Below are 24,999 nucleotides of genomic sequence, written 5' to 3'. Positions count from 1 at the left end.
ATCAGGAGGAGACGTGCATGGTTGACAAATTGAATTTGGCTGGCCGCAAGGCGCTCGTAACTGGTGGTGCCCGTTCTATCGGCGCCAATATCGCAGCCGCGCTTACCGCTGCCGGTGCATCTGTCGTCATTGGCGACATTCTCGATGATCTCGGACGCGAAACCGCTGCCAATCTGGCAGCGCCTGGCATAAAGACCGGCTTTGTACATCTTGACGTAGCCGACGACGCACAATGGGCTAATGCGATACCGAGCGTCATCCAGCAGATCGGCGGCTTTGATATTCTTATCAATAACGCCGGTATAGAAGTGACCGCATTGGTTGCTGATATCGACGCTGCCAGTTTGCGCCGCATGCTCGATGTGAATGTCCTCGGTACAGCATTGGGCATGAAGCACGCGTTCCTTGCAATGCGGCCCGGCGGCCCGGCTGGTGTCGGGGGTGCTGTGGTCAATATTTCCTCAGTGGCTGCCACCATCGCTTTTCCGGCGATTGCCGGATACTCCGCCAGTAAATCCGCCGTAGATCGCATGACGCGTGTTGCCGCCGTTGAGGCCGGAAAGCTTGGTTACGGCATTCGCGTTAATTGTATTTTCCCAGGTCTGATTGCCAATGAAATGGGCATAAAGCTTGCCGAAGATATTGTTGCCTTTGGTTTGGCCCCCGATGTGGCAACCGCTGTTGCTGGCGTCATCGGGCAGACGCCAATGGGCCGCCTTGCAGAGATGCCTGAGGTCGCAGATGCGGCTGTGTTTCTCTGCTCTGACGCCGCCAAATTTGTCACTGGCATTGGCCTGCCAGTAGATGGCGGCATGGGAACTTAAACAGCCAAAACGGATGATCTGCTTGATGGTAACGATGCCCGATGCTGACCACCCAAATCACAGCAATTGATTTCATCAACCGCATACCCAAAACAGGGGAGGATTATTGAAGTGTCCGACAAGAGACCCGTTATTGTCTATGGCGTATCCGGCTATACCGGTCGTCTGGTTTGCGAATATCTGCGCGAATACAATATCCCTTTTATTGCCGCAGGCCGCGATAAGAAAAAGGTGCAGGATGTCGTGGATAAGATTCCAGGCATTGAAACTGCCGACTACGAAGTCGTCGCTGTAGAACACAATGTTGAGGCGCTCACCAAGCTGTTCAGGGGCGCAAAAGTCGTCTCCAACATGGTCGGCCCCTTCATCAAATTTGGCCCTGAGGTCGTCGAAGCCTGCCTGGCGGCAGGTTGTCACTACACCGACACAACCGGCGAACAGGACTGGGTTTTGATGGCGCAGGACCGCTGGGGCGATGCCTTTGCAAAAAAGGGCCTGCTTCTGTCGCCGAACCTTGCGCAAATGTACACAACAGGCGAAATCGCCGCCAATATTTGTCTCGAAACGCCTGGACTGGACACCTTGGATATCCAGGTATTCTGGAAAGGTTTTCCGACCTATGCCTCGACACAGACAATTTTTACGATCCTCAAAGCGAGCTGGTATTATCTGGAACAGAACAAATATGTCGAATGGGACGTTACGGCCCGAGCCGACGTCGCCGTCCCCGGACAGCACGAAACTGCTATCGCCGTTCCTTGGGGTGGAACTGCCCATCCAGTCTGGTTCAAGAATGACCCACGTGTTGCCAATGTCCGCGTTCTTGGAGGCGTTCTTGCAAGACCTGTTATGGAGGGAGTGGTCGCCACCACGCAAATGGTCAAAGAGAAAATCAAACCACTCCCTCCAGAAGAGCAGGAGAAGGCTCTTGGCGAAATTGCTGCGTCATTGCAGGCGGCAATGCCACCACGAGAAAACCCTCGCATCAACACAACTGTAGACTCGGTTCATGCATCAGGCCCCTTGAGCCGTGCCCACTGCGTGATCCATGGCAATTGCAACTATAAACAGACGGGAGTGCTGCAGGCATATGCTGCTTATTCCCTGTTGCAGACAGCACCGAGAAAGGTTGGCTTCGCTTCGGGCTGTCAGGCTTTCGGTTATCGGGAGCTTCTAGGTCAGCTCCGCAGTTTCGGCCTTGTCGCGAAACCAATTGTAACTGTCCACGACTGACGCCCGATCAAGTCAGAGATCAAGGCAAGTCGCAAAACCACCTTCAGCGGGGCGCACCCCGCTGGAAACGAAGAGCTGTATCCATACCCTGAAAACCACCACGTCGGAAACGTCGCCAAGCGACTTGAGGAAATCCATCATGGTTAGCGAAGGACAATTGCTATGGGAACCGCGCGCAGAATTCGCTGCTGACGCCAATATTACGCATTTCATGAAATGGCTGGCAGAGACACGCGGCGTCAATGTCGATGATTATGAGGCCTTGCGCCAATGGTCCGTCACCGACATTGAGGCATTCTGGGCCTCCATATGGGACTACTTCGCGGTGGAGTCCTCGGCACCGTACAGGCAGGTTCTCGATCACAGGGCAATGCCCGGTGCCAAATGGTTTGAAGGCTCACGCGTAAACTATGCGGAACACCTGTTGCGGTATGAACGGCGCGCCAAGCCCTTGGACGTTGCTTTCCATCATTTGACTGAAACGCGCCCGCTTCAGACGCTGGGTTGGCATGAACTTGCGGGGAAAGTGCGCATCCTCGCAACGCAATTGCGGGCTTTCGGCATCAAACCCGGCGATCGTGTCGTCTCGTACATGCCCAATGTTCCAGAGACCGCAATTGCAATGATTGCAACGATTGCCATTGGCGCCGTCTGGTCATCCGCAGCACCCGAATTCGGTGTGAAAACCGTGATCGAGCGTTTCGCTCAAATCGAGCCCAAACTGTTATTTGCGGCTGACGGCTACCGCTTCGCTGGCAAGGATTTTTCCCGAGAAAATGAAGTCCGCGCTATATGTGAGGCCCTACCAACCCTCGATCACGTCGTCTGGCTTCCTTATCTTCATGAAGAAGCCGCCACACCGGACATGAACAAGCTTGTCACATGGCCCGCCTTGATGACCCATCCCGTTGTGACACAGGAGCAGTTCAAGTTTGAACGTGTCGAACATGATCATCCCATATGGATACTGTTTTCCTCCGGCACAACAGGTCTGCCCAAGGCGATTGTTCATAGCCACGTCGGTGTCTTGCTTGAACATCTGAAGCTGATGCATTTCCACCTTGGCCTGCGCCCGGGTTCCAACATGTTCTTCTACAGTACCACCGGTTGGATGATGTTCAATCTTCTGGTGGCGGCACTGCTGACTGGCTCATCCGCTGTTCTTTATGACGGGAACCCCGCCTACCCCACACAGGATCTCCTTTGGAAACTTGCTGCCGATACCGGCGCCACGATGTTCGGTGCCAGCCCGACATTTGTTCAGATAATGGAAAGAGCCGGATTGAAGCCCGGACAACAGTTCGACTTGTCCCGTCTCGAATGCGTGATGGCAGCGGGCGCGCCTTCAACACCCGAAACTTTCGATTGGTTCTATCACAGCGTGAAAACAGACCTGTGGGTTACTTCACAATCGGGCGGAACTGAAATTTGCAGTGGTTTTGTTGGAGCAGTACCCGTGCTGCCTGTGTATGCGGGAGAAATCCAGACCCGCATGCTTGGCATGGACGTGCATTCCTGGAGCGATGGCGGCGAAGAACTGGTTGACGAAGTTGGAGAACTTGTCGTCACCAACCCGTTTCCCTCGATGCCAATCAAATTCTGGAATGATACCGATGGAAAGCGCTACCATGAGTCATATTTTGACACCTTCCCCGGTGTGTGGCGGCATGGTGATTTCATCAAGATCAACAAGCGCGGCGGCTGCTATATCTACGGACGTTCGGACTCCACACTGAACCGCTTTGGCGTGCGGATCGGTACCGCAGAAATCTATCGGGCGGTAGAACAGGAACCGGAGATTGCCGACAGCCTTATCGTCTGCTGCGAACTGCCGGGCGGTGCATTCTTCATGCCACTGTTCCTGCGCCTGAAAGCCGGATTCGCACTCACGGATGAGGTTATAGGCCGCATCAACAGAAGGTTGCGGCAGGATTGTAGCCCACGTCACGTACCAGACCGCATCTACGCGGTTGAAGCCATTCCCTACACGCTGACGGGCAAGAAGATGGAAGTACCGGTTCGCAAGATTCTGATGGGGTGGCCGATGGAAAAAGCTGCCAGCCGCGATGCTATGTCGAACCCCGAAGCGATCGACTACTTCGTCAAGTTCGCCGCCGAGTCCACTGACTACCAATGGCGCACTGCCGAACAGCTGCTGAAGGGAGCTAGCATATGACAACCGAGGCTAGAACCACAGCAAATCGTCTCAACCGCAAGGCAGGAAAATCAGACCGGGCACCCCAAGGTGGTGCGGAGACAACAGCACATACCAAAAGCAGTGACGACCGTTCTGCCGAAAATGTGCAGGGTCAGAACAGCATGGGGGATTTTCGCCCATCTGATCTTCTCGCCACGGCGGGCGTTCTGGCGAAACAGGCAATGAAACGGCCTTTTGCCCTTGCCAGAGCAGGGCTGGGCTTTTGGGGTGACATTGCGAAAATGGTGGCAGGTCAATCGCGGTTGACACCGGAAGCCGGAGACAGACGCTTCAACGATCCCGCATGGGAAGCCAATCCACTTTATTCAAGCATGCTTCAGGGCTATCTCGCCCTGCGCAAATCGATGATGCACTACGCCAAAACATCGGGACTGAATGCGCGTGAAGTTGAACGCGCGCAATTTCTGCTCTCTCAGGTTGGTGATGCCATTGCCCCCAGCAATTTTCTCCTCGGCAACCCGGCTGCCCTTCGCAAAGCCAAGGAAACCAAGGGACTGAGCCTGCTGCATGGCGCGCGCAATCTCGTCGACGACGTTTTAAGTCAGCGCCCGATACCGTCCCAGGTTGATGAAAAGGCCTTTACTGTCGGCAAGAATCTGGCTGTCACCCCCGGTGCGGTTGTCTTGCGCACTGAAATGTTTGAGCTGATCCAATACGCGCCGCAAACCGCAAACGTGCGTGAGCGTCCAATGCTTGTGGTGCCGTCAATCGTCAACAAGTTCTATGTGTTTGATCTCGCTCCTGATCGCAGCGTGCTGGAATATTTCATCCAGCGGGAAATCCCGGTCTTCGTCATGGTGTGGCGTAATCCACAACCCCGGCACGACACGTGGGGCATGGCGGATTATCAGGACGCCATCGATGCTGCCATTGATGCAACATGCTCCATCGCGAAGTCACCTGATGTCAATCTTTGGGCCGTGTGCGGTGCGGGACCGGCGGCCGTGTCCTTGGCGGGATATTATGCTGCCGTTAAAACACGCAAGATCAATAGCCTGCTTCTCGTGGTGTCACCTCTCGATACCAAAGCAATGTCCGACGCACCGGGTGTCGGCGCCTTTGCCGACGCAGGAGACAACAATCTGGCGGTCGCCAAGAAAAGCACCCGCAACAGGCGAATAAGCGCAAGGGAATTTACCCTGCTCTTTGCCATGCTTCGTTCGAATGAGATGATCTGGAACTACTGGGTAAACAACTATCTTTTGGGCAACAAGCCCTCTGCTTTCGATGTTCTCTATTGGAACGGTGACGGCACCGGAATGACAGCGCAGTTCAACCAGGATTTCAGTGCATTCATTGAAGCAAATCCGCTTGTAACGCCGGGCAAGATGAAGGTGCGCGGCAAGCCAATTGCCGATCTATCCGAACTTGATATCGACAGCTATGTGCTTGGGGCTGCCAACGATCATCTTTGCCTCTGGCAAGGGGTCTATCGCAGCGCCCAGCTTTTCGGCAATCGCAGTCAGTTTGTACTTGGAAACAGCGGCCACATCCAGACGATCGTGTGCCCACCCGGCAATCCGAAGTCGAGCTTTTCAACCAACGACGAACTGCCAGCCACCGCTGAAGAGTGGCTGAAGACCTCAACACGCCATGAGGGCAGTTGGTGGGATCATGGCGTGGCGTGGACCACCCAACGTTCGGGAGAGTTAGTCGTGGCTTCCGAGATACTCGGCAATGAAGATCATCCTGTCCTTTGCGCTGCGCCGGGGACCTATGTTCATGAGCGCGTATAGGGAAATCAAATGAAGCAGGCAACCGCGACACCGGTTCGAAATCTCTCCAGCCGCAAAATGGAAATCAGCCAGATTGTTCTTTATGGCATGACGTTGCGCGTGGCTGTCTGGCCCGGAACAGATAAAAAAACACCGCTGCTGATGTTCAATGGCATCGGTGCCAGCCTTGAGCTTCTGGCGCCATTCGCCGATGCGATGGGCGACGTCGAAATGATTGCATTCGACGTGCCGGGCACGGGCGAATCCTCCACATCACGTATCCCCTACCGTCTCTGGATGTTGTCGATGCTGGCATCCAGGCTTTTGGACAAACTCGGTTACGGCGATGTCAACGTACTTGGTGTCTCATGGGGCGGAGCAGTGGCACAACAATTTGCTCTGCAGAACCCCAAACGGTGCCGTCGCCTTGTGCTGGCTGCAACGTCACACGGACTACTGATGATCCCGGGAAAGTTGTCCGTTCTGGCAAAATTCCTGACACCTCGCCGTTTCAACGATGCCGGTTATCGCAATGATATTGCCGGTGACATTTACGGCGGAAAGGCGCGGCTGCAACCTGGATTGATCAACGAATTTCGCAAGACAAGCAAACTTGGCTACCTGATGCAGCAATTTGCGCTTCTTGGCTGGACCAGCCTGCCTTGGTTACCACTTCTGCGGCAGCCAACCTTGATCCTTGCGGGTGATGACGACCCCGTCATCCCTCTCGTTAATGCCCGATTGATGACGCAATTGATACCGGACAGTCGGCTCCACGTATTCAACGACGGCCATCTGTTTCTGGTGTCTGCGGCCGAAGAAGCCGGCCGTATCGTTCGTGATTTCCTTAACACTGCGGATGGAACCCAAGATGAAGAAACTGGACGGTAAGGTTGCATTGATTTCCGGCTCCGGTCGCGGGATTGGTCGTGAGATTGCGATTAAGCTCGCAAGGGATGGCGCATTGATCGTTGTCAATGATCTCGATGCGACACTCGCAGATGAGACGATTGCCGCAGTTCGCAAGGCGGGTTCAGATGCCACCGCCTGCGTTGGCAGTGTTACCGATCCTGATTTTGCCGAGCGCTTTGTGAACACCGGGATAGAGGCGTTTGGTGGTATCGACATCATCATCAACAACGCCGGATATACGTGGGACAATGTCATTCAGAACATGACTGACGAACAGTGGTACGCAATGATCGACGTGCATATGACTGCACCGTTTCGAATACTGCGCGCGGCATCGGATTTCATCAGAAAGACCGCCAGACAGGAAGCGGATGAAGGTCGCGAGGTCTTTCGCAAGGTCGTCAATATTTCATCGCTTGCAGGGGTTGGCGGCAACGCCGGACAGCTCGGATATGGCGCTGCCAAATCCGGTGTGAATGGTATGACGCGGGTTATGGCCAAGGAATGGGGACGCTTCAAGGTCAATGTAAACAGCGTGGCATTCGGCTTGATCCGCACACGTCTTACCGAGGCCGCAGCTGGAACAGGTGCCATTCAAGTCGAGGGCCGGGAAATCAAGGTGGGCGTCAATCCGGATGTGATGAAAACAATGGAGAGTGGAATTCCGCTTGGACGCGGCGGTACTCCCGAAGAAGCTGCAGGTGCAATCTATCTCTTGTGCATCCCGGAATCGAACTACATCAGCGGCCAGGTACTTGTGTGTAGTGGCGGCTTTATGTTCTAGGTTGCATTTTATGACAATAGTATAATAATTTCTTGACAGTTGTTAAGTTTTCTCTACAGTTATTTCAGGTTGATGGATTGGGTGGGTCCGTCGTAGTTTACGATCTTTCTCACTCCCCTTTAACCTGAGATGCACTGAGAGGACGAAATGAAGGAGCAAACAGCTGGTACGATGGAACCGGCAAGCAAGGTGATGGTTCGCAGGCGGAGGTCTGAAGTGGACAAGTTCGAAGTCCGCCGTTCTGAACTGGCGGAAGCTGCATTGGAAACGCTTGCCGAGCTTGGTTATGCGCGAACCAGTCTGCGGGAAATTGCGCAGAACTCTGATTTTACCCATGGGGTGATGCACTATTACTTCACGGATAAATTTGATCTGATTTGCTGCAGTGTTCAGCATTACAAATCGAAATGCATCACACGCTATGATCAGGTTACGGATACGGCAACTACCCGTGAGGAGCTATTGAAAGGTTTCCTGGATAAACTCGGTGAAACGCTTGAAATAGAGCCACATCTGCATCGCCTCTGGTACGATTTGCGTGCTCAGGCACTTTTCGAGACGGCCTTCCGTGATGATGTCATCGCAATTGACCAAAGTCTTGAAGATATGATGTGGCGTATCGTTTCCAGATATGCCGAGCTTGGCGGCACGCAGCCGACTGTTTCGTCAAGCGCTGTCTATGCATTGGTTGATGGGTTGTTTCAAAAGTACCTGCTGAAACATCTATCGGGAGACAAGAATGCCATTCACGATTTGCAGGAGAACGCGAGACAACTCCTGCCGGCAATCGTTTGAGAGTTTGAGAGTTTGAGATACATCTCGCAAGATTCGTGACAACCGCTGACGTTTGCGGTGAGGCTTGAAGCCTGGGAGGGCTTTTCCAAGCAAGCATAGACTTACGGTTTTTTCAGCGTGGCCTCGGCTGCGAACGGGAGAGCTTTGCCTAAATGCATCTGATCTTATCAAAGGGGAGATTGATATGGTGAATATCAGGGGACTGGGCCTTGTGCTCGCAATGGCAGCTAGTTTTGCGGCGCCGAGTGCGTCCTATGCCATTGACATTATGCCGGGTGACTACGTCCCGTTGCCCAAAGGAACCAATCTTGGGTTGCTTTATCTACAGTATCAAACGAATAAAAACCTGAATATCGATCTTAACGGTGTCGGCGATGTACCGAAGTCCTCATATGATCTTCCGCTGTCACTCTTACGCTACTTGCACTACAGCGAAATCGGCGGCGTCCCCGTGGCATTTCAAGGTTATTTGCCCATTGGCAGTTTCACGGAAAACCGCATTGGTGGCGTTGACCAACGGACAAAAGATGGCATTGGTGATCTGACGCTTGGGGCCACCGTTTTTCCACTGACAGGTGCCGATAAGCCGGGTGGGACAACAGTTGGCATCACCGCGTATGTGACATTGCCAACGGGAAGTTACGATTCAAAGGTGCCGTTCAATATTGGCAACGGCACGACGACCTTCACACCCCAGCTTGGCATCATTCAGAATCTCGGGCACGGATTTTCCATTGATGCTGCCGCGGATGTGGCTATTTATCTCAACCACGACGAGGACGGAGCAAAATTCTCGCAAGATCCGTCCGTGCAGTTGCAGGCCTATTTGAGATATAATTTCTCTGCTGCAACGGCGGTATCATTTGGCTATTCCGGCAAATTTGGCGGGAAGCAATATGTCGAAGACATATACAATGGCCAAAAAACGGATTCTCACGGCCTTCGCGCGTTTGCCAGCACTTTCATCACACCAACTGTACAAGTTCAAGCGATGGTTGGAACGGACCTGTCCTCCGCAGACGGTGGGTTCAAACAAGATTTCATCGGCACGCTTCGGCTCCTAAAAGTCTTCTAGACCAACGCTTTAAACAGGAGGCTATATTGTCATGAACGACAATATAGCCTCGAGATGCTTCATATCCGCCCTGCTCGATGGAACAGGGCGGAAAAACTTTAGAACTTCACCGTTAGATCTGCTTTGACGGCGTTGTCATTTGCCTGACTTGAGAACTGGCCATTGTAGCTGATATCAAAGCGTTTGCTGTCAAACCAACAGTCAACGACCCTTTGAAGAGGGACCTTCAAAACGGTGGAATTCGCTACTTTGGAATGGGGCGATGGGTTCAGCCAACGGCGACTTCTCGAGTCCATCGGCAACTTACCGCCATCCGAAGCTGAAGAGCAGTATTACGCTATGCTGGACGAATCAGCCATAGCTGCATCAACTTAGTGCGCACAAGCTTGAGCCGTACCTCTATTAATCGGTAAGCTTCTTGAATTACGATTTCATTGGAACAATTTAACTGGACTGTTCCAACATTGACACAGGTTGCCCAGCGCTTATTCATCCATTTTGCCTGAAGCTTCTACAATTGCGCCTCGATTTAAGCATTGCATACGCTCTAGAATTTTCCGATGACATTAAGGAAGACGCCCTGATCGTTGAGGGTCAGGTCTCGGAGGTCATCGGAGAAGTTGCCGAAGTTATAGCCGACGCCGACCTTGAAGTTCTCGCCAACATGGCGGTAGAGGGCAACAAGGGCGCCGAAATCGGTAGTCTGAGCTTCAGGCATGTACATGACCCGCCCTTCCAGAAGGCCATCCCAGTTCTTGACGATGTGCAGGTCTGTACGCACGATGCCAAGATGCGCCGATGAGGTCTGCCAGTCGTCGTATTTTTCCCGGTCGCCCTCTAGCAGCCGCTGGCGAACCTCGCCGTAGCGGAAGCCGTATTTGCCGCCGACGGACAGCCACGGGAACAGATCATAGGTAAAGTCCGCCGACAGGATATGGCTGCGCTGTGAGGGGCCATATTCATCACCGGTTACGGCACTGACCTGATTCTGACCAGGCGAGTCATAAAGCCAGGTATATTTGAACAGGGCATTCAGCCGGTCATTCTCCACAGGCCGATAGGCATAGCCGAATGAAGCCTCGACATAATTGCCGTCACGGAATGAGCCATCGGAGTTGGAATCCGACAGAACTGCATCGACATTAAAGAGTATCCGCCAATTGTCATTGGTCTTCCAGTTCACACCCGTGGCGAACAGATAGGTATTGCGGTCGCGGGTATTGTCTTCCGAATCCTCAAAGCGCGCTTCACCACGAATGCGTGCGGTGATCTTGTCATTGTCCTTATAGCCAATGGACAGCGAGACAGCCTTGCGGTCGAAGTCAGAGCGGTCAAGTCCCGTATCAGGATCAACTGTGTTGTCTTCGATGGTTCCGGCTTCAAAACCGCCGTCAAAGGTCCATTGCTTGTCGGGTGTATAGACTACACCGTAGGATTTGGTCAGCGAATCCCGTCGGCCAAAGAGGTCGTAATTGTTCTCGGCATAGGCAGACCAGTAGTCATCGAACTTGCGCCGTGCGCCGATGACGATGGAACCCTTGTCGACACCCGACAGATCATAGGAGCGTTCCAGATCATAGGCACGGTCGGGATCAAGCCGGTAACCGATATAGTAGCTGTCATCGGCCGTTGGGTTATAGACAATGCCTGCCAGCGCCCCGAGCCCATTGGTGCCGTAGGAGATTTCGCCTTCCAGATCGATCTTGTCGGTCAGCTTGTATTTTGACCCGACACCGATGCGGTCACCGCGATCAATATCGCCGGAGTGCGACAGCGTCCCCTGACCGAAGGCATAATAGGTGTGATCGGCATCGGGCGCATATTCCACGCGCACGCCCGCATCAAGACGTGATCCATTATAGCCTGATTTGCGCACCGACGAAGCGCGCGGGTTTGACAGGTCCGTATAGGTGACACCGAAAGCGACCTTCCAGTATTCATCCAGCTGCTGCGTAATGGCGGCGCTGCCCTTGCGTTTGGTGCGCCCCCCAAGCTCCCTGCCATCAAATTCGCTGCGGGCATTGGATTCGGTAAAATCATCATAGGCAAGGTTGAACTTGGTATCCTTGGTAATCTCCACATCCGCATGGGCACCCCAGATGCGTTGATCAACGGATATCTGGTCGGAGAGCGTGGAGAACCCGGCCTCCTTCTGCTCATAGTAAGCGCCGACTGTGCCCTTGACCCCGCTCTTGGTCAAATCTTCAAGATCAACTTGACCCTTGGCCCGCCACGCCATGGCGGCCCGATCACGGGTGCCCGTGGTGTCGACATCGCTCAGCGTCAGACCGCCATCGGTTGAACGCGATGAGCCGAAGCCCGGACCCTTGGAATGCGAGACTTCTGCTTCAAGAAAGGTCTTTTCCGAATGACGAATCTGGATATCGGCGCCATAAGCCTGCTGGTTGGCAAGCCCGGTATTCTCGTTCATGCCGGTTACGCCGATACGCACCTTGTCATCGAACCATTTTTGCGCGCGTCCGCCATAGACATAGCCATCAAGATCACCCGCCACCGGGGTGAACTCATATTGCGAGATCAGGTAGACCTTGTTGCCGCCAAGCGCGCCCTCGCGCACCGGACCTGTCGTTCCCGTTGACGAGGACAAGGGGCGCTTCAAGATCACCACACCCTGCAGATAGTCGAATGAATAGTCTTCACCATAGCGCAGCGTGCGACGCTCGATCACCTGATTGGTGGTGGAATCGCGCACTTCGACGGTTACGGTTTCCGAACCGACCGTGATGTCCTGGCGGCGCATGAAGTAGGCGGAACCACCGGTTCCCAGAAACTCGTCGCGCTGCGGCAGCGTATCGGGCTGGGCGGCATAGAGCGTGACCTCAGTCTCGCGCTCGCCAAACGGTGTTGTCGCCTCCGAGCGGTAGACGCCGCTCGCACCATAAAGCGCACGTTCCGAGCGCATGAACTCCGTGCCCTTGATGATGGCCTTGTAATTGCCCCACATCACATGGCTGTCGCCGCGATCAAGCCGGACAAAGAACTTGCCATTGGTCGGTGCATCGTCGATCACAGTCGAGTCATCGCCATAGATCGGATAGAACTGATTGGGATCGATCCGGCGCAATAATTGCCGTGGGTCCTTTGAATCAATCCCGCGGAACATATTCTCCAGTTTATCCTCACCGGTATCACCGGCTGCAGTCAGGAGATATTTACCCTTGATCTTGCCCTTCACGTAAAAGGCCAGCCTACCTTTGGTGTAAACGTCGTCATATTCTCCGGAGCGAACGGTTTCGATGTTCTTGTCCCCGAAGCGCTTGCCGACGGTCAGATCCGCAATGGCCACATAGAACCAGTCATTCTTCGGAATGTTGATCTGCCGCTTGAAGTCAAGCGCGCTGCCCTTCAACGAACCCAGAACGGCCACATCCACATCATGATCGCCGGGCGGCAGAATGCGCTGCATGACAAAGGCATGATCAGGATCAGTCGGGATCGTGTCGCCCAGGGCCCGCACCCGGTAGCCCTCAGGCACATTGCGCCCATAGACGGTGACAGCACCGCCATAGACCTGAATGTTACGCAGCGCCGTATTGTCATCGCCCATGCCAGGCGCAACCGCGTCCGTTACCTTGCCCTGATTTTCAGGAGGCAGTTCCCGATCCGTGCGGGCCAGCGACAGCGGCGTCGTCTCGTCATAGCGCGCCTTGTCGTCATAGACGCGCAGGACATATTTGAACCGCGTCTCATCGTTCTTCGTCGGCGGCATTACCCAGCCCGCCTCGCCATTGACCGCAACCGGAATGACCGCCACGGGTGTTTCGGTCACCGAATCCTTTGCTTCGAAAATGCGGATTTCCGAACGCGTGATGAAGGCAGGATAATTTGATGTGGCAAGAAAGCGGACCGGTTCTCCCACACGGTAGGAGCGCCGCACCGGCGTTGTCGATACATTCAGCAGCGGCTTTGTATCAAGGCCGTCGAACTTGACCTGAATGTCGACGGCACTCAACCCAACATCGGCCTTGCGCTGAAGATCGGGGGCTTTTTGCGCAACCGCCGGCGTTGATTTTACCGCCTCGGCGGCTGGCTTTGCCGGCTTTTTGCTTTCCACAACAGGCTCGCCGTCCACGCTGATCGAGAAGGGAATGTTTCCGGCATCGCCGGGCTTTTCCTGTTCGACATTGGGCGCAATGCGCGCCCCCTTGACTGCCGTGCTGTTATCCAGAACCTGACCCCGCAATGCACTGGTGCAGGCCGTATCAAGACATTCCGGCTTGACCGTCTGTTCCTGCGCAACGGCCGGGCCAAAACCCGTACCGATAAAAGCACAACCGGCAAGCAGCAGGCGGTAGCGCAGCTTTGACGACAGGCTGCTATTTTTGTGAGATGAGTTGGCGCGGATCGTTCTCATTTGCCTGCCTCCACGCGTGTCTCAATGTTCAGCTCGTACCCACCTCCGGCCGACTTCCACCGTTTGGCTATTTCCTCCTGAATGGCGTCCATGCGCTCAGTGACAAGCGGTGTAGCAGAACCGGCGATATAGCTGATACGCAGCGTCGACGGCTTCTCCTTCAACACCGTGATCAATTGGTCGAGGCCCTTCTCCCACTGGTCTTTCAGCGTGTTGCCGCCCGCCTCAAAGGCTTCATCCTTCAGATCAAGCCTGACTACACGGCCCAGCGAAGCGCCAAAATTCAGCGAGGACATCTTGCCCGCCGTCAACCGGATCACCCGCGGGTTCTCCGTCGTCAGCCGGTACCCCGTCGGCAGCGTGCGGGGGTCCAGCTTCATGATGAAGTTCGAACCGATACGGCTGTCGGGAAGATCTGCGCAGGCCACATGGAAGCGCCCAAACTTATCCGTCGTGATCAACAGACCACGCACGGTGACAACCCGTACGCCCGGTAGCCCCGGCTCGCCCTCATCCTGATAGCCATTGCTGTTCAGATCATCAAAAACCTTGCCGACGATATCACCGCAATCGAACACCGGCTCGACCACGATCTCCACCGAGGCACTTGCATCCGGCGCAAGCCTGTTGCCGCCCGGACCCGTCACCTGCGCCCGGTTGACATGTTTACCCGGCCCCGCGGAGCTCAATGCCAGCATCTGCAACCGGATGACAACTTCAGCCTTCGGCCCAAGCGCAATATTCTCGAACAGCACACTCAACCCGTTGATCACAGGCGTCGCCGCAACCCCGTTGATCGTCGCCGAACCATCCACATAGCGGAACCCTGAAGGCATCCGGTCAATCACATTGACCCCGCCAACATTGCTGTTCGTCTTGTTCGTCACCTTGATGGTGAACGGTGCCTTCTCACCGCGCCTGATCTGCCGCAACCCTGCCTGCTTCGTGATCGTCACGTCAGAAGGTTGGGCCGCAGGCAGATCCAGAACGGCCTTGGCCTCAGCCGCATCAACCGCAGTTCCACCGGTAGCACCGCCTCGATAGTATCCGCGTGCCGTCGCCTTGTTGAGAACACCATCCTTGACGCCAGCCGCGTCATCCACATCCGACTGCGCCAGCTTGTAGGTCGCCGTGAACGTATGTGTCTGACCCGGCGCAATGGCTGTGGGACCCGGCGAGAATGCACCGAGCTTACCTGCTGCAGGCTTCCCGTTGAACGTCGGTCCCGCATCAACAGGGGCAATGTCATTGACAACCACATTGCCTGTATTCTTCACCACGAAGCTGTATGTGATTGTATCATCGGCATCCACAAACCCGTTGCCGTTCACATCGTTGATCTTGCCGGCCTTGGTGACCTCGATCTTCGGCTGCTGCTCGATCGGAGCAGTCCATGTGCTTGGCGCACTGGTCACAGCTGTCCCGCCGCTGGAAGGCGTGCCGGAAGCCGTGGCTGAATTGACGACTTGCCCAGCATCGAGATCCGCCTGAACAAGCGTGTAGCGGGCGGTGATCGTTGTGCTGTCCGCCTGATTGGGCGTGAGTAGAGCTATCGGTCCACCGGAAAGAACCACATTCGGCAAGGCGTCCGCTACAGTGACATTCGTCAGATCCACATTGCCTGTATTGGTAATTGTGAATGTGTAGTCGATCGTCGAGCCAACAGTGTTTCCTGATGGTTTGCCTGCGCTCTTGACAACAGTCAAAGACGCATTCGGCGTGACAGGCGTGGTTACCTGACTGGGCGGGCTCGTGACGGCATTGCCGCCCGTTGCCGGCGTACCAGATACTGTCGCCGTGTTGACGACTTTTCCGGCATTCAGATCGGCTTGGGTCAATGTATAGCGTGCCTTGAACGTCGCCGTATCCTGCGCACCGGGCGCCAGGTCAATCGGCCCACCCGTCAGCACAACGCCGGGAAGACTATCGGCCAGCGCAATGCCCTTTATGGTGACATTGCCGGTATTCTTTACGGTGAACGTGTAGTCAATCGTCGAGCCGACCGTATTACCCGATGGTGTTCCCGCCTTCTTTTCGACGCTCAGCCCGGGGCTCAACGTCGCCTTGACAGTTACCGTTGCAACCGGCGACGTCGTCGTCCCTTCTGTGGCCTTTGCGTTGTTGGTCACAGAGCCGACATCCAGATCGGTTTGCACGATTGTATATGTACCCGTGCAGGTCAGCGTTGCCTTTGGTGCAAGCCCACCTGCCGGCAGCGCCGGGCAGGACACTGCCGCAATCTTGTCGTCCGTCACGGCAATGGCTTGCGTGATCGTTACATTGCCGCTGTTGGTCACGACGTAATCATATGTGACCTTGCCCCCCACCGCGGTGTACGGATCACCAGAGGTTGCTTTCTTGACCAAACTGAGGGATGGCGTTGCCTTGATCAAGGCGGTTGCCGTGCCTGACCCGGATACAGCCGCACCTGTTGGCGGGTTGCCCGTGACGGTCGCTGTGTTTACGACTTTACCCGCGTCGATATCCGCTTGCTTGAGTTTATATTGCGCTGTGAAGGTTGTCGTATCTTCGGCATTTGGCAACAGCTCGAGGATCGGACCACCGGTCAATACAATGCCGGTAAGCGGGTCGGCGAGCGTGATATTCTTGAGGGTTACGTTACCGGTGTTCTTTACCGTGAAGGTATAATCTACCGTTGCGTCTACCGTATTGCCCGAAGGCACACCTGCCGTCTTGACGAGCGTGATTGCAGGCGCTGCGGTAATGTTTGTGATCACCTGACTATCGGCAGAGACCGGTTTGTTATCAGGAGTGAGGCCGTTTGCGATAACTTTGTTGGTGACAGAGCCGTTGTCGATGTCCGCCTGTGTCAACTTATAGACAGCCGTGAAGGTTGTTGTATCGATATCAGTCGGATTGAGCGTGGCAATCGATCCACCGGTCAATACAACACCGGCCATCTGATCAGCGAGTTTAATGTTGCTCAATGTCACATTGCCGGTATTCGTGATCTTGAAGGTATAAGCAATCGTCGAACCCACGGTGTTGCCCGATGGTGTGCCAGCTGTCTTCTCGACTGTCATGGCAGGTGCCGACGTTATTGGCGTCGATACCGTGGCGCTATCACCTGTTACCGCCGGGCTGTTGTCAGGCTTGCCTGATACAGTAGCTTTGTTATCAACCTTGCCGGCGTTGATGTCGGTCTGGGTGAGCGTATAACGCGCCTTGAATGTTGTGGCGTCTTCCTTGTCCGGATCAAGATCAATCGGACCACCGGCCAGCACAATGCCAGGCAGTATATCGGTAAGTGTTATGCCTCTCAGCGTTACATTGCCTGTATTCTTGACTGTAAATGTGTAGTCAATAGTGGACCCAACCGCATTCCCGGAAGGCGTTCCTGCCTTCTTTTCTAGCGTAATAGCGGCTGCAGCGGGAATGACTGTCGATATACCACTTGTGCCCTTGACATCGGGGCCTGTTGGAGGTGTGCCCTTCACGTCGGCACTATTATCTACCCTACCTGTGTTCACATCGTCTTGCGTCAGCGTGTAGATGCCGGTGCAAATCGTCGTCGCATTTGGCGCCAGTTCTGTGGCAGCACAAACCGGTGGTGACGTCAGTTTGTTGTCGGTTACAGCAATGGTTTTCAACGTCACATTCCCGGTATTTTTGACGGTGAATGTGTAGGTGATCGTCGATCTAGCCGTGTTGCCAGTGGGCGCCGATGCCTTTTTATCGAGGGTAATGCTCGCCGCCGATGTGATCAGTGATGTTACAGTACCATCGCCCTTGACCACTGTGCCATTGGGAGCTGTGCCGGATCCGGTCACGGTGTTTACGACCGAGCCTCTGTCGACGTCTTCCTGCTTAAGTGTGTAGACAGCAGTGAACGTCGTTGTGTTCACGGTACCTGGTTCAAATGTGGCAATCGAACCGCCGGAGAGAACGACGTCAGCCAATTGATCCGAGAGCGCAACATCTTTCAGGGTCACATTGCCGGTGTTCTCGACCCGGAAAGTGTAGCTGATCGTCGAACCTACAGTGTTGCCTGATGGCGTGCCCGCAAACTTTTCAACTTTCAGGGACGGTGAAGCAGTGATGTTGACAGTTGCATCATCAGTCGCGGTGACTGCAGAACCGGTCGGCGGAGTGCCGCTGACAGTGGCCTCGTTAACAACGGTACCAATGTTAACGTCATCCTGTGTCAGCGTATAAGTCCCTGTACAGGTTGTGCTTTTACCAGGGTCCAGCAATGTCAGGGCGCAGACGGGTGCAGTGAGCAACTTGTTATCGCTGATCGCAATTGCGCTCAGTGTCACATTCCCGATATTCTCAACCGTGAATGTGTAAGGTACGGTCGAACCCTTCTTGTTCCCCGTAGGTGTACCAGCAACCTTCTGCAACGAGATCGCCGCCGCAGATTTTATGGGCGTTGAGGTCTGTGAGTCGTTACTGGTGATGGATGGCGAACCACGCGATGGCGTACCGGTTGCATTGGCGGTGTTGTTGACAAAGCCGGCATTCACATCACCCTGCGTGATCGTATAGGTACCCGTACACTGGGCCACTTCTTTCGGATCAAGCGCGGTCTTGTCACATGTGATCGTCGCGATCTTTGCATCGTGGACGACAATACCGGTGACCTTCACATTACCCGTATTCGTGACGGTAAATGTGTAGGGAAGCGTCGAACCTTGCGACTGACCTGACAGGGTTCCTGCATTCTTTGCAATGGTCAGTGCGGCGGCAGCAGGAACAGTCGTGGTGAACTTATCAGGCGGGCTCGTGATAACTTTGTCGGTCGGCGTTCTACCCGACGCAGTTGCTGAATTGAGAATGGTTCCGTTCTCAATATCGTCCTGTTTCAGGGTATAGTCCGCGATAAAGGTTTTGGTTTCCCCCGGCTGCATCGTGTATGGCCCACCGCTGACATCAACATCGATCCTGTTATCGGCAACGTCGACGAGCGTAAGCGGTATATTGCCAGTGTTGGTCACCACAAAGGTGTAGTGGACAATCGATCCTGCAGTGTTTCCTGTCGGAGGCGTGGCCGACTTGACGATGACCAATGCGCCCTCTTCAGGAATGGTCTTTTCTTTTGTTGATGGCGGGCTGATGACGGATTTTCCGCCTGCCGTTTGCCCTGCCGCCGTTGCCGTGTTTGTTACCTTGCCGGCATTCACATCGGCCTGGGTCAAGGTGTGCGAGCCCGTACAGGTTGTCTGCGCACCGGGAGCAAGTGCCGTCACTGGGCACGTTGCGGCGGCATCCAATTTGCCGTCACTCACAGAGATATTTGTCAGCGGCAGATTGCCGTTATTCGTTACAACAAAAGTGTAATCGATCTTTGAACCGGCCCTGTTTTGCGCAGGCGTTCCGGCAACGACATCCTTGACAATAACAAGCGACGGCTTTTGCTCAATCGGCGTGTCCGTGGAACTTTGCAGACTTGGAACAGCAGCGCCATTGCTGTCGGTTCCCGACGCAGTCGCACTGTTCGTCACGTGTCCACGGTCAATGTCTGCCTGGGTGATCGTATAGACACCGGTAACCGTCTTGGTCTCATTGACAGCAAGCGTGGCAATCGGATTGCCGGTCAGGACAACACCCACAAGGGATTCCGTTACCGTCACATTTGTCAGTGGGAGATTGCCGGTATTCTGCAGAGTGAACGTATAAGGGATGGTCGACCCGACAACACTGCCGGTTGGTGTTCCATGGGTTTTAACCAAGCTGAGTGCCGGAGCCTGTCTGATGCTGACAACGGCGCTGTCATCATCCTTAACAGTCGTGCTTCCGGATGTTCCAGTGGCCTCCGCCGTATTGATCACCTCACCCCTGTTCACATCCGCCTGGGTGATTGTGTAGGTAGCCGTGAATACATGCGTCGCGTTGGGCGCAAGCGAAACCGGCCCGCCAGGAACGGCGAGAAGCGGATCGGTAACATTGACAGCCGTCAATGGAAGATTGCCAGTGTTTTTAACGGTAAAGGTATAGACGATGGTCGAACCTGCACTGTTGCCCGATGGCGTACCGGCAGTCTTGACAAGGTTGATAGCTGGTGCCGCCGCGATAGGGGTCGTCGTCTGCGATGGATTGCTGACAACCGGCGATGTACCGCGCGAGGGTGTACCGCTCGCTGTTGCTGTATTGTCAACCTTACCGGCGTTCACTTCCCCCTGCGTGATCAAATAAGTGCCTGTACAGGTCGTCACAGCCTCCGGTGCGAGCGAGGTTGCATTGCAGGTGATATTTGTCAGCTTTGGATCATTGACGGCAATATTGGTGACGAGCACGTTCCCCGTATTGGTGATCTGGAACGTGTAGACAATCGTTGAATTTTCCGTGTTCCCCGACGGCGCGCCTGCCCGCTTGACGAGGGAAAGGGCAGATGCCGCCGTGATGGGTGTGGACGTTGTTGATGGCGCACTGCTCAGCTCCGCTCCACCACCTTGCGGCGTGCCCTTTGCAGTCGCACTGTTGTTGACGACACCCGCTTCGATATCCGCCTGAACAAGCGTATAGGTAGCCGTGAATGTGGTCGTATCAACGGCGCCAGGCACAAAAGTCGCGATGGGACCACCTGCCAGAATAATGTTCGGCAGAAGATCGGTCACTTTGACATTCGTCAGGGTAACGTTGCCGGTATTCTCCACCCTGAAGGAATAGGTGATGGTATCGCCGACCCGATTGCCCGTTACGGGGCTGGCTGTCTTGAGGATAGTCAGATTGGGCGTACGCGCGATTGGCGTTGCGGTTGTGTCCGGCGGGCTGGTGACACCGGTTCCGGTCGGCGATGTACCCGTTGCCGTGGCGCTGTTGTTTACCGTTCCGCCATTGACTTCGTCCTGTGTAACCGTGTGGGTACCGGTACAGGTGGTGTCGGCACCTGGGGCCAGCGTCGTGACAGGGCATACCGCCGCTGCATTTAGCTTTGGATCGTTGATCACGAGGCCGGTCAGGGTCACATTGCCTGTGTTGACGACCTTGAACGTATAGCTGATCGTTGCTCCCGCACTGTTGCCGGTGGGAGTTCCCGCCTGCTTGTCGACGGTCAGGGCCGGGGAACGCGTCAGCGGTGTATCGGTGGTCGATGGTCCACCGGTGATGACCGGACCCGATGGCGGCGTTCCGCTGACAATCGCGGAGTTCGTCACCCTGCCAGCATTCACTTCGGCCTGCGTGATGGTGTGGGTACCCGTACAGGTCGTATCTGCTCCGGGAGCCAGCGTTGTGGTCGTGCAGACCGCGGCTGCATCCAGCTTCACATCGGTGATGGCAATTGCTGTCAATGTGATATTACCGGTGTTCTTCACCGTGAACGTATAAGGAATGGTCTGACCGGCCGCATTACCGGTAGGAGTGCCCGCAACCTTGTTGATCGTGATGGACTTTGACTGCGTGATCGGCGTGGTCTTGGCTGATGGCGTGCTGGTAACAGGACCCGTTGGCGATGTACCCGTTGAGGTCGCACTGTTGACAACCTGTCCGGCGTCAACGTCCGTCTGGGTGATCGTATAGGTGCCTGTGCAGGTCGTGTTTGTGCCGGGCAGCAGTGTCGTCGCGGCGCAGACCGGCGCTGTGGTCAGCTTGGAATCATTCACGCCGATGTTCACGAGCGTCGTATTGCCCGTGTTCTCCACCCGGAACGAATAGGTGATCGTCGAGCCGGGAATGTTACCGCTTGGCGCGCCGGCCGACTTGTCGATTGTAATCGACGATGTGCGGGTCAGAGGGGTCGACGTTCCATCGGGGCCGCTGATAGCTTTGGGACCGGTCGGCGGCGTGCCATTGGCTGTTGCACTGTTGTCGGCGGTTCCCGCATTGACTTCATCCTGCGTGATCGTATGGGAGCCTGTGCAGGTCGTGCTATCGCCGGGCTGCAATGTCGTTACCGGACACGTGGCCGGACTGCTCAGCCGGGCATCATTGATGCCCACGGATGTAAGGGTGACGTTACCCGTATTCTTGACCACAAACGTATAGGCGATTGTCCCACCGGCGGTATTGCTGGTTGGCGTGCCAGCGGATTTGTCGATCGTCAGTGCTGGCGCACTGGCAAGTGGTGTTGCGGTTGTGCTGGGTGTGCTTGTGATGGCACCGCCGGTTGGCGGCGTTCCGCTTGCGGTCGCGCTGTTGTTGGATGTCCCGGCATTGACCTCAGCCTGTGTAATCGTATGTGTGCCGGTACAGGTTGCACTTGCATTTGGAGCAATGCTCGTCACATCGCACACCGCTGCAGCATTCAGCTTGGCATCGTTGATGACCACAGCCGTCAACGTAACATTGCCGGTATTCCTGACCGTGAATGTGTAGGGTATTGTCGAGCCAGCCGTAGCGCCCGTTGGTGTGCCCGCAACCTTGGCAATCGTCAGCGAAGCTGATCGCGTAAGAGGTGTAATGGCTGTCGAATTGGTACTGTTGACCGGATTACCATCCGGTCCTTTGGTGGTTGCCTGCGCCGTGTTGTTCGACGTTCCCGCATCAACTTCGGCCTGCGTGATCGTGTGCGTACCTGTACAGGTGGTCACAGCATTCGGCGCAAGTGTCGTCTGGGCACAGGTTGCAGCTGCATCAAGCTTTGCATCGTTGATGACAAGATTGGTCAACGTAACATTGCCGGTATTCTGGACGCTGAATGAATAGGCAATCGTCGACCCGGCCGAATTGCCGGACGGAGCACCAGCCGTCTTGGTCACCGAAACAGACCCTGTGCGCGTCAGCGGTGTAGACGTCGGGCTCGGCGCACTGGTGATGGGGGTACCCGCAGGCGGCGTACCTGTCGCCGTTGCACTGTTATCGACCTTACCCGCATCAACTTCAAGCTGTGTGATAGTGTGAGTACCAGTACAGATCGTGCTGACATTGGGTGCAAGTTGAGTAACAGGACACGTTGGACCCGGCGCAGGAATTTTGGGATCCGTAACGACAATGGAACTCAACGTCACATTACCCGTGTTCGTGACGTTAAATGTATAGGCAATTGTCGAGCCAGCCGTGCTTCCACTAGGCGTTCCTGCCACCTTAACAACTGTCAGCGAACCCTTAGCAGCAATAGGTGTGCTCGTCCCGCTTGGCGGCGTCGTGATCGGTGTCGCACCACCAGGCGGTGTTCCTGTCGCAGTCGCACTGTTGTTGACAACCCCGGCATCCACCTCCGCTTGTGTAATTGTGTGTGTGCCGGTGCAAACAGCAGTCGCGCCGGGTGCCACCGTGCTCGGGCATGTGGCAGGAGCATTCAACTTCGGGTCAGTGATTGAAAGGGGCGAGAGCGCTACATCACCGGTATTGGTAATGGTGAAACTATACTGGATTGTCGAACCTGCGGTCGTTCCCGATGGGGTTCCAGCGCTTTTTACCATCGTCATCGATGGTCGCTTTGGCGTATTGGTGAATGTACACGTAATATCGTCGCCAGCTGTCGGGGTTACCGAGAAGCTTGTTCCCGCCCCCGATGGCAATGTGGTGGTTGCACCAGTTTTGGCGTTTGTACAGGCTATCACGCCACCGTAAAGCGCGATTGGGCTGGAACTGCCGCTGGCCATAGCCTCCGACAGGGTATAGGCGGTACCGACGCTTATATTGGAAAGCTGTGCCTGGCCGTTAGCCGCTGCACCGGCTCCCGTAGTTGTCGCGCTAATCGGGCCGTTGGCACCAGCGATCGTCAGGGCAAACTGGTCAGTTGCCGCAACGCGCGTGCCAGTCAGTGCTTTCTTGACAGTAATGCGGGCATCGTCATCAAGGATCGTATAGGTCGAGGTACCATTGGCAGCTGCACCACAGCTTGTCGCGCTGGCGATCGTGTATGAGCCCGGGTTGGCCGTCATCGTAAACTGGATGGTCTTGTTTGGCTCAATAATCGTGTCATTGACGATCGAAACACCGGTTGCAATACTCTGCGTTCCGTCATAGTCACCGGCTGGGATAGTGACATTAAATGTGTTCGTACCGTTTGGTGTTGTATAATCTGTACCGAGCGTGGCTGTACCGCTCAGCACTACCTGAACAGTTATTGCCGAGGTCAGCGTCCCCGCAATGCGGAAGGTGGGCAGATTTGCTGTTGCAATGCTTTCGGCACCTGACGCGCTGCCGGGCTGGAACTCCACATAAGGCGACAAGGTGATCTGAATGTTATCAAGAAAGTTACCGACACTACCCGCGTTACCAGACGCAAAGCCAAGCGTCTGGACACCGGAGTTTCCGTTATAGGTGTAGGTGCCACTGCGATTGAACCAGGAAGAAGCATTCGCCACAGATGTGAAAATTACGCTCGTGTTTGGAGCATTCAGTTCAGGTGTGGGAGCAATGTTGAATATTGCTGTTTCTGTGCCACTCGTTGCCCGACGGCGGTGCGAAAACTGCCAACTGAATTGCTCGCCCTTCACGAGGCAGATGTTTTGATAAAGACGTGATTGCACGTTCGCGTTCAATTCAACGAACTGCGATCCCTGCGCAGCAGGAACACCCTGAAAACCAGTCGCCCACATTTCGATAAGCGGGCCACTCGTCGTGTTGGGCTGAAGAGTACAACCGCTGCTCGTCGCGGCGTTCGGGTGCGACGTACTCCAGCCTGGAACCTGACTATCCGAAAGGAATGCAAGACAGTTTGTGCTGCCGAGGTTCGGGCTCTCAAAACCCTGATTGACGAAACTGCGCTGAACCTGCGCGAAGGCACTGCCCGGCAATGCAGTACCGAAGAGGGCTAATATCAGGACAAAGAGAAGTGAGAGACGCGAATGGAATTTCCGGATGATGTTTGCGTCGCAATATCTCAATTAAGCCCACCTATTCAATTTAAAGTTGAACATATGTTCATATTCAACTGCAGGTAGTTTAACCGGATATAACGTTTGCGGCGCTTTAAAGCGCAACAAAACACAAAAACCGAAAACCCCCCAGCCCCACACTGTGCAAATCAGATGACTGCTACTTTGGTATTAGTGCACCCTAGAAGTTGGGGTCAACACACAAATCTGGCTTTTCCAACAGCATTCAGAAGTTCTAGATTAGCGTTTAAAATAATAATCCTGAGCTATTCACCTGGATACAGCTCTAGGTGCAAGAGACTCTTGTCTGTTACATTTCTGTACGATTTGAATATAATCCA

10 protein-coding genes and 1 pseudogene are annotated in these 24,999 nt (G+C 54.9%); 9 read left to right on the top strand and 2 right to left on the bottom strand.

The features are described from left to right. The first annotated feature begins 17 nt into the window (after nt 1-17). The 9 genes and pseudogenes from FHW17_RS20240 to FHW17_RS20200 form a co-directional block, all read left to right on the top strand. Complete coding sequence (locus FHW17_RS20240) at nt 18-824, top strand: SDR family oxidoreductase (protein WP_182510684.1); 807 nt, start codon at nt 18-20, stop codon at nt 822-824. A gap of 111 nt (nt 825-935) precedes the next feature. Beyond that, nucleotides 936-2,057: a DUF5938 domain-containing protein gene (locus FHW17_RS20235; protein WP_113094639.1), complete on the top strand. Its 1,122-nt coding sequence runs from the start codon at nt 936-938 to the stop codon at nt 2,055-2,057. Between the two features lie 139 nt (nt 2,058-2,196). Then, nucleotides 2,197-4,233 (top strand): acetoacetate--CoA ligase, encoded by a 2,037-nt coding sequence (locus FHW17_RS20230; protein WP_182510683.1) that lies wholly within the window; start codon nt 2,197-2,199, stop codon nt 4,231-4,233. Then, nucleotides 4,230-6,011 (top strand): alpha/beta fold hydrolase, encoded by a 1,782-nt coding sequence (locus FHW17_RS20225; protein ID WP_182510682.1) that lies wholly within the window; start codon nt 4,230-4,232, stop codon nt 6,009-6,011. The genes FHW17_RS20230 and FHW17_RS20225 overlap by 4 nt, the downstream gene beginning before the upstream one ends. Before the next feature lie 9 nt (nt 6,012-6,020). Next, on the top strand, nt 6,021-6,881 hold the full coding sequence (gene phaZ, locus FHW17_RS20220) for a poly(3-hydroxyalkanoate) depolymerase (RefSeq protein ID WP_246706947.1): 861 nt from the start codon (nt 6,021-6,023) through the stop codon (nt 6,879-6,881). Beyond that, nucleotides 6,862-7,686 carry an SDR family oxidoreductase gene (locus tag FHW17_RS20215; RefSeq protein ID WP_112522212.1) on the top strand — a complete coding sequence of 275 codons (825 nt, stop codon included), beginning with the start codon at nt 6,862-6,864 and terminating at the stop codon, nt 7,684-7,686. Before phaZ ends, FHW17_RS20215 begins: the two co-directional genes overlap by 20 nt. Nucleotides 7,687-7,833: 147 nt before the next feature. Next, nucleotides 7,834-8,481, top strand: a complete 648-nt coding sequence (locus tag FHW17_RS20210) for a TetR/AcrR family transcriptional regulator (protein WP_182510681.1) — start codon at nt 7,834-7,836, stop codon at nt 8,479-8,481. A 184-nt stretch (nt 8,482-8,665) separates the two neighbouring features. After that, a complete protein-coding gene (locus FHW17_RS20205; RefSeq protein ID WP_112522210.1) occupies nt 8,666-9,556 on the top strand; it encodes a transporter in 891 nt (296 codons plus the stop codon). 225 nt (nt 9,557-9,781) lie between these two features. Further along, nucleotides 9,782-9,931, top strand: a pseudogene (locus FHW17_RS20200) (IS3 family transposase); the annotation flags it as partial. 172 nt (nt 9,932-10,103) lie between these two features. Here FHW17_RS20200 and FHW17_RS20195 read toward each other — a convergent pair. Beyond that, complete coding sequence (locus FHW17_RS20195) at nt 10,104-13,931, bottom strand: TonB-dependent receptor (protein WP_182510680.1); 3,828 nt, start codon at nt 13,929-13,931, stop codon at nt 10,104-10,106. Next, a complete protein-coding gene (locus tag FHW17_RS20190) occupies nt 13,928-24,667 on the bottom strand; it encodes a DUF11 domain-containing protein (protein ID WP_182510679.1) in 10,740 nt (3,579 codons plus the stop codon). Before FHW17_RS20190 ends, FHW17_RS20195 begins: the two co-directional genes overlap by 4 nt. Nucleotides 24,668-24,999: the final 332 nt, after the last annotated feature.

The organism is Phyllobacterium sp. P30BS-XVII, from assembly GCF_014138335.1.
In the GTDB taxonomy this organism is placed as follows: domain Bacteria; phylum Pseudomonadota; class Alphaproteobacteria; order Rhizobiales; family Rhizobiaceae; genus Phyllobacterium; species Phyllobacterium meliloti.
The sequence above is the reverse complement of the archived record's forward strand: the minus strand, read 5'-3'. Positions and strand labels throughout refer to the sequence as shown.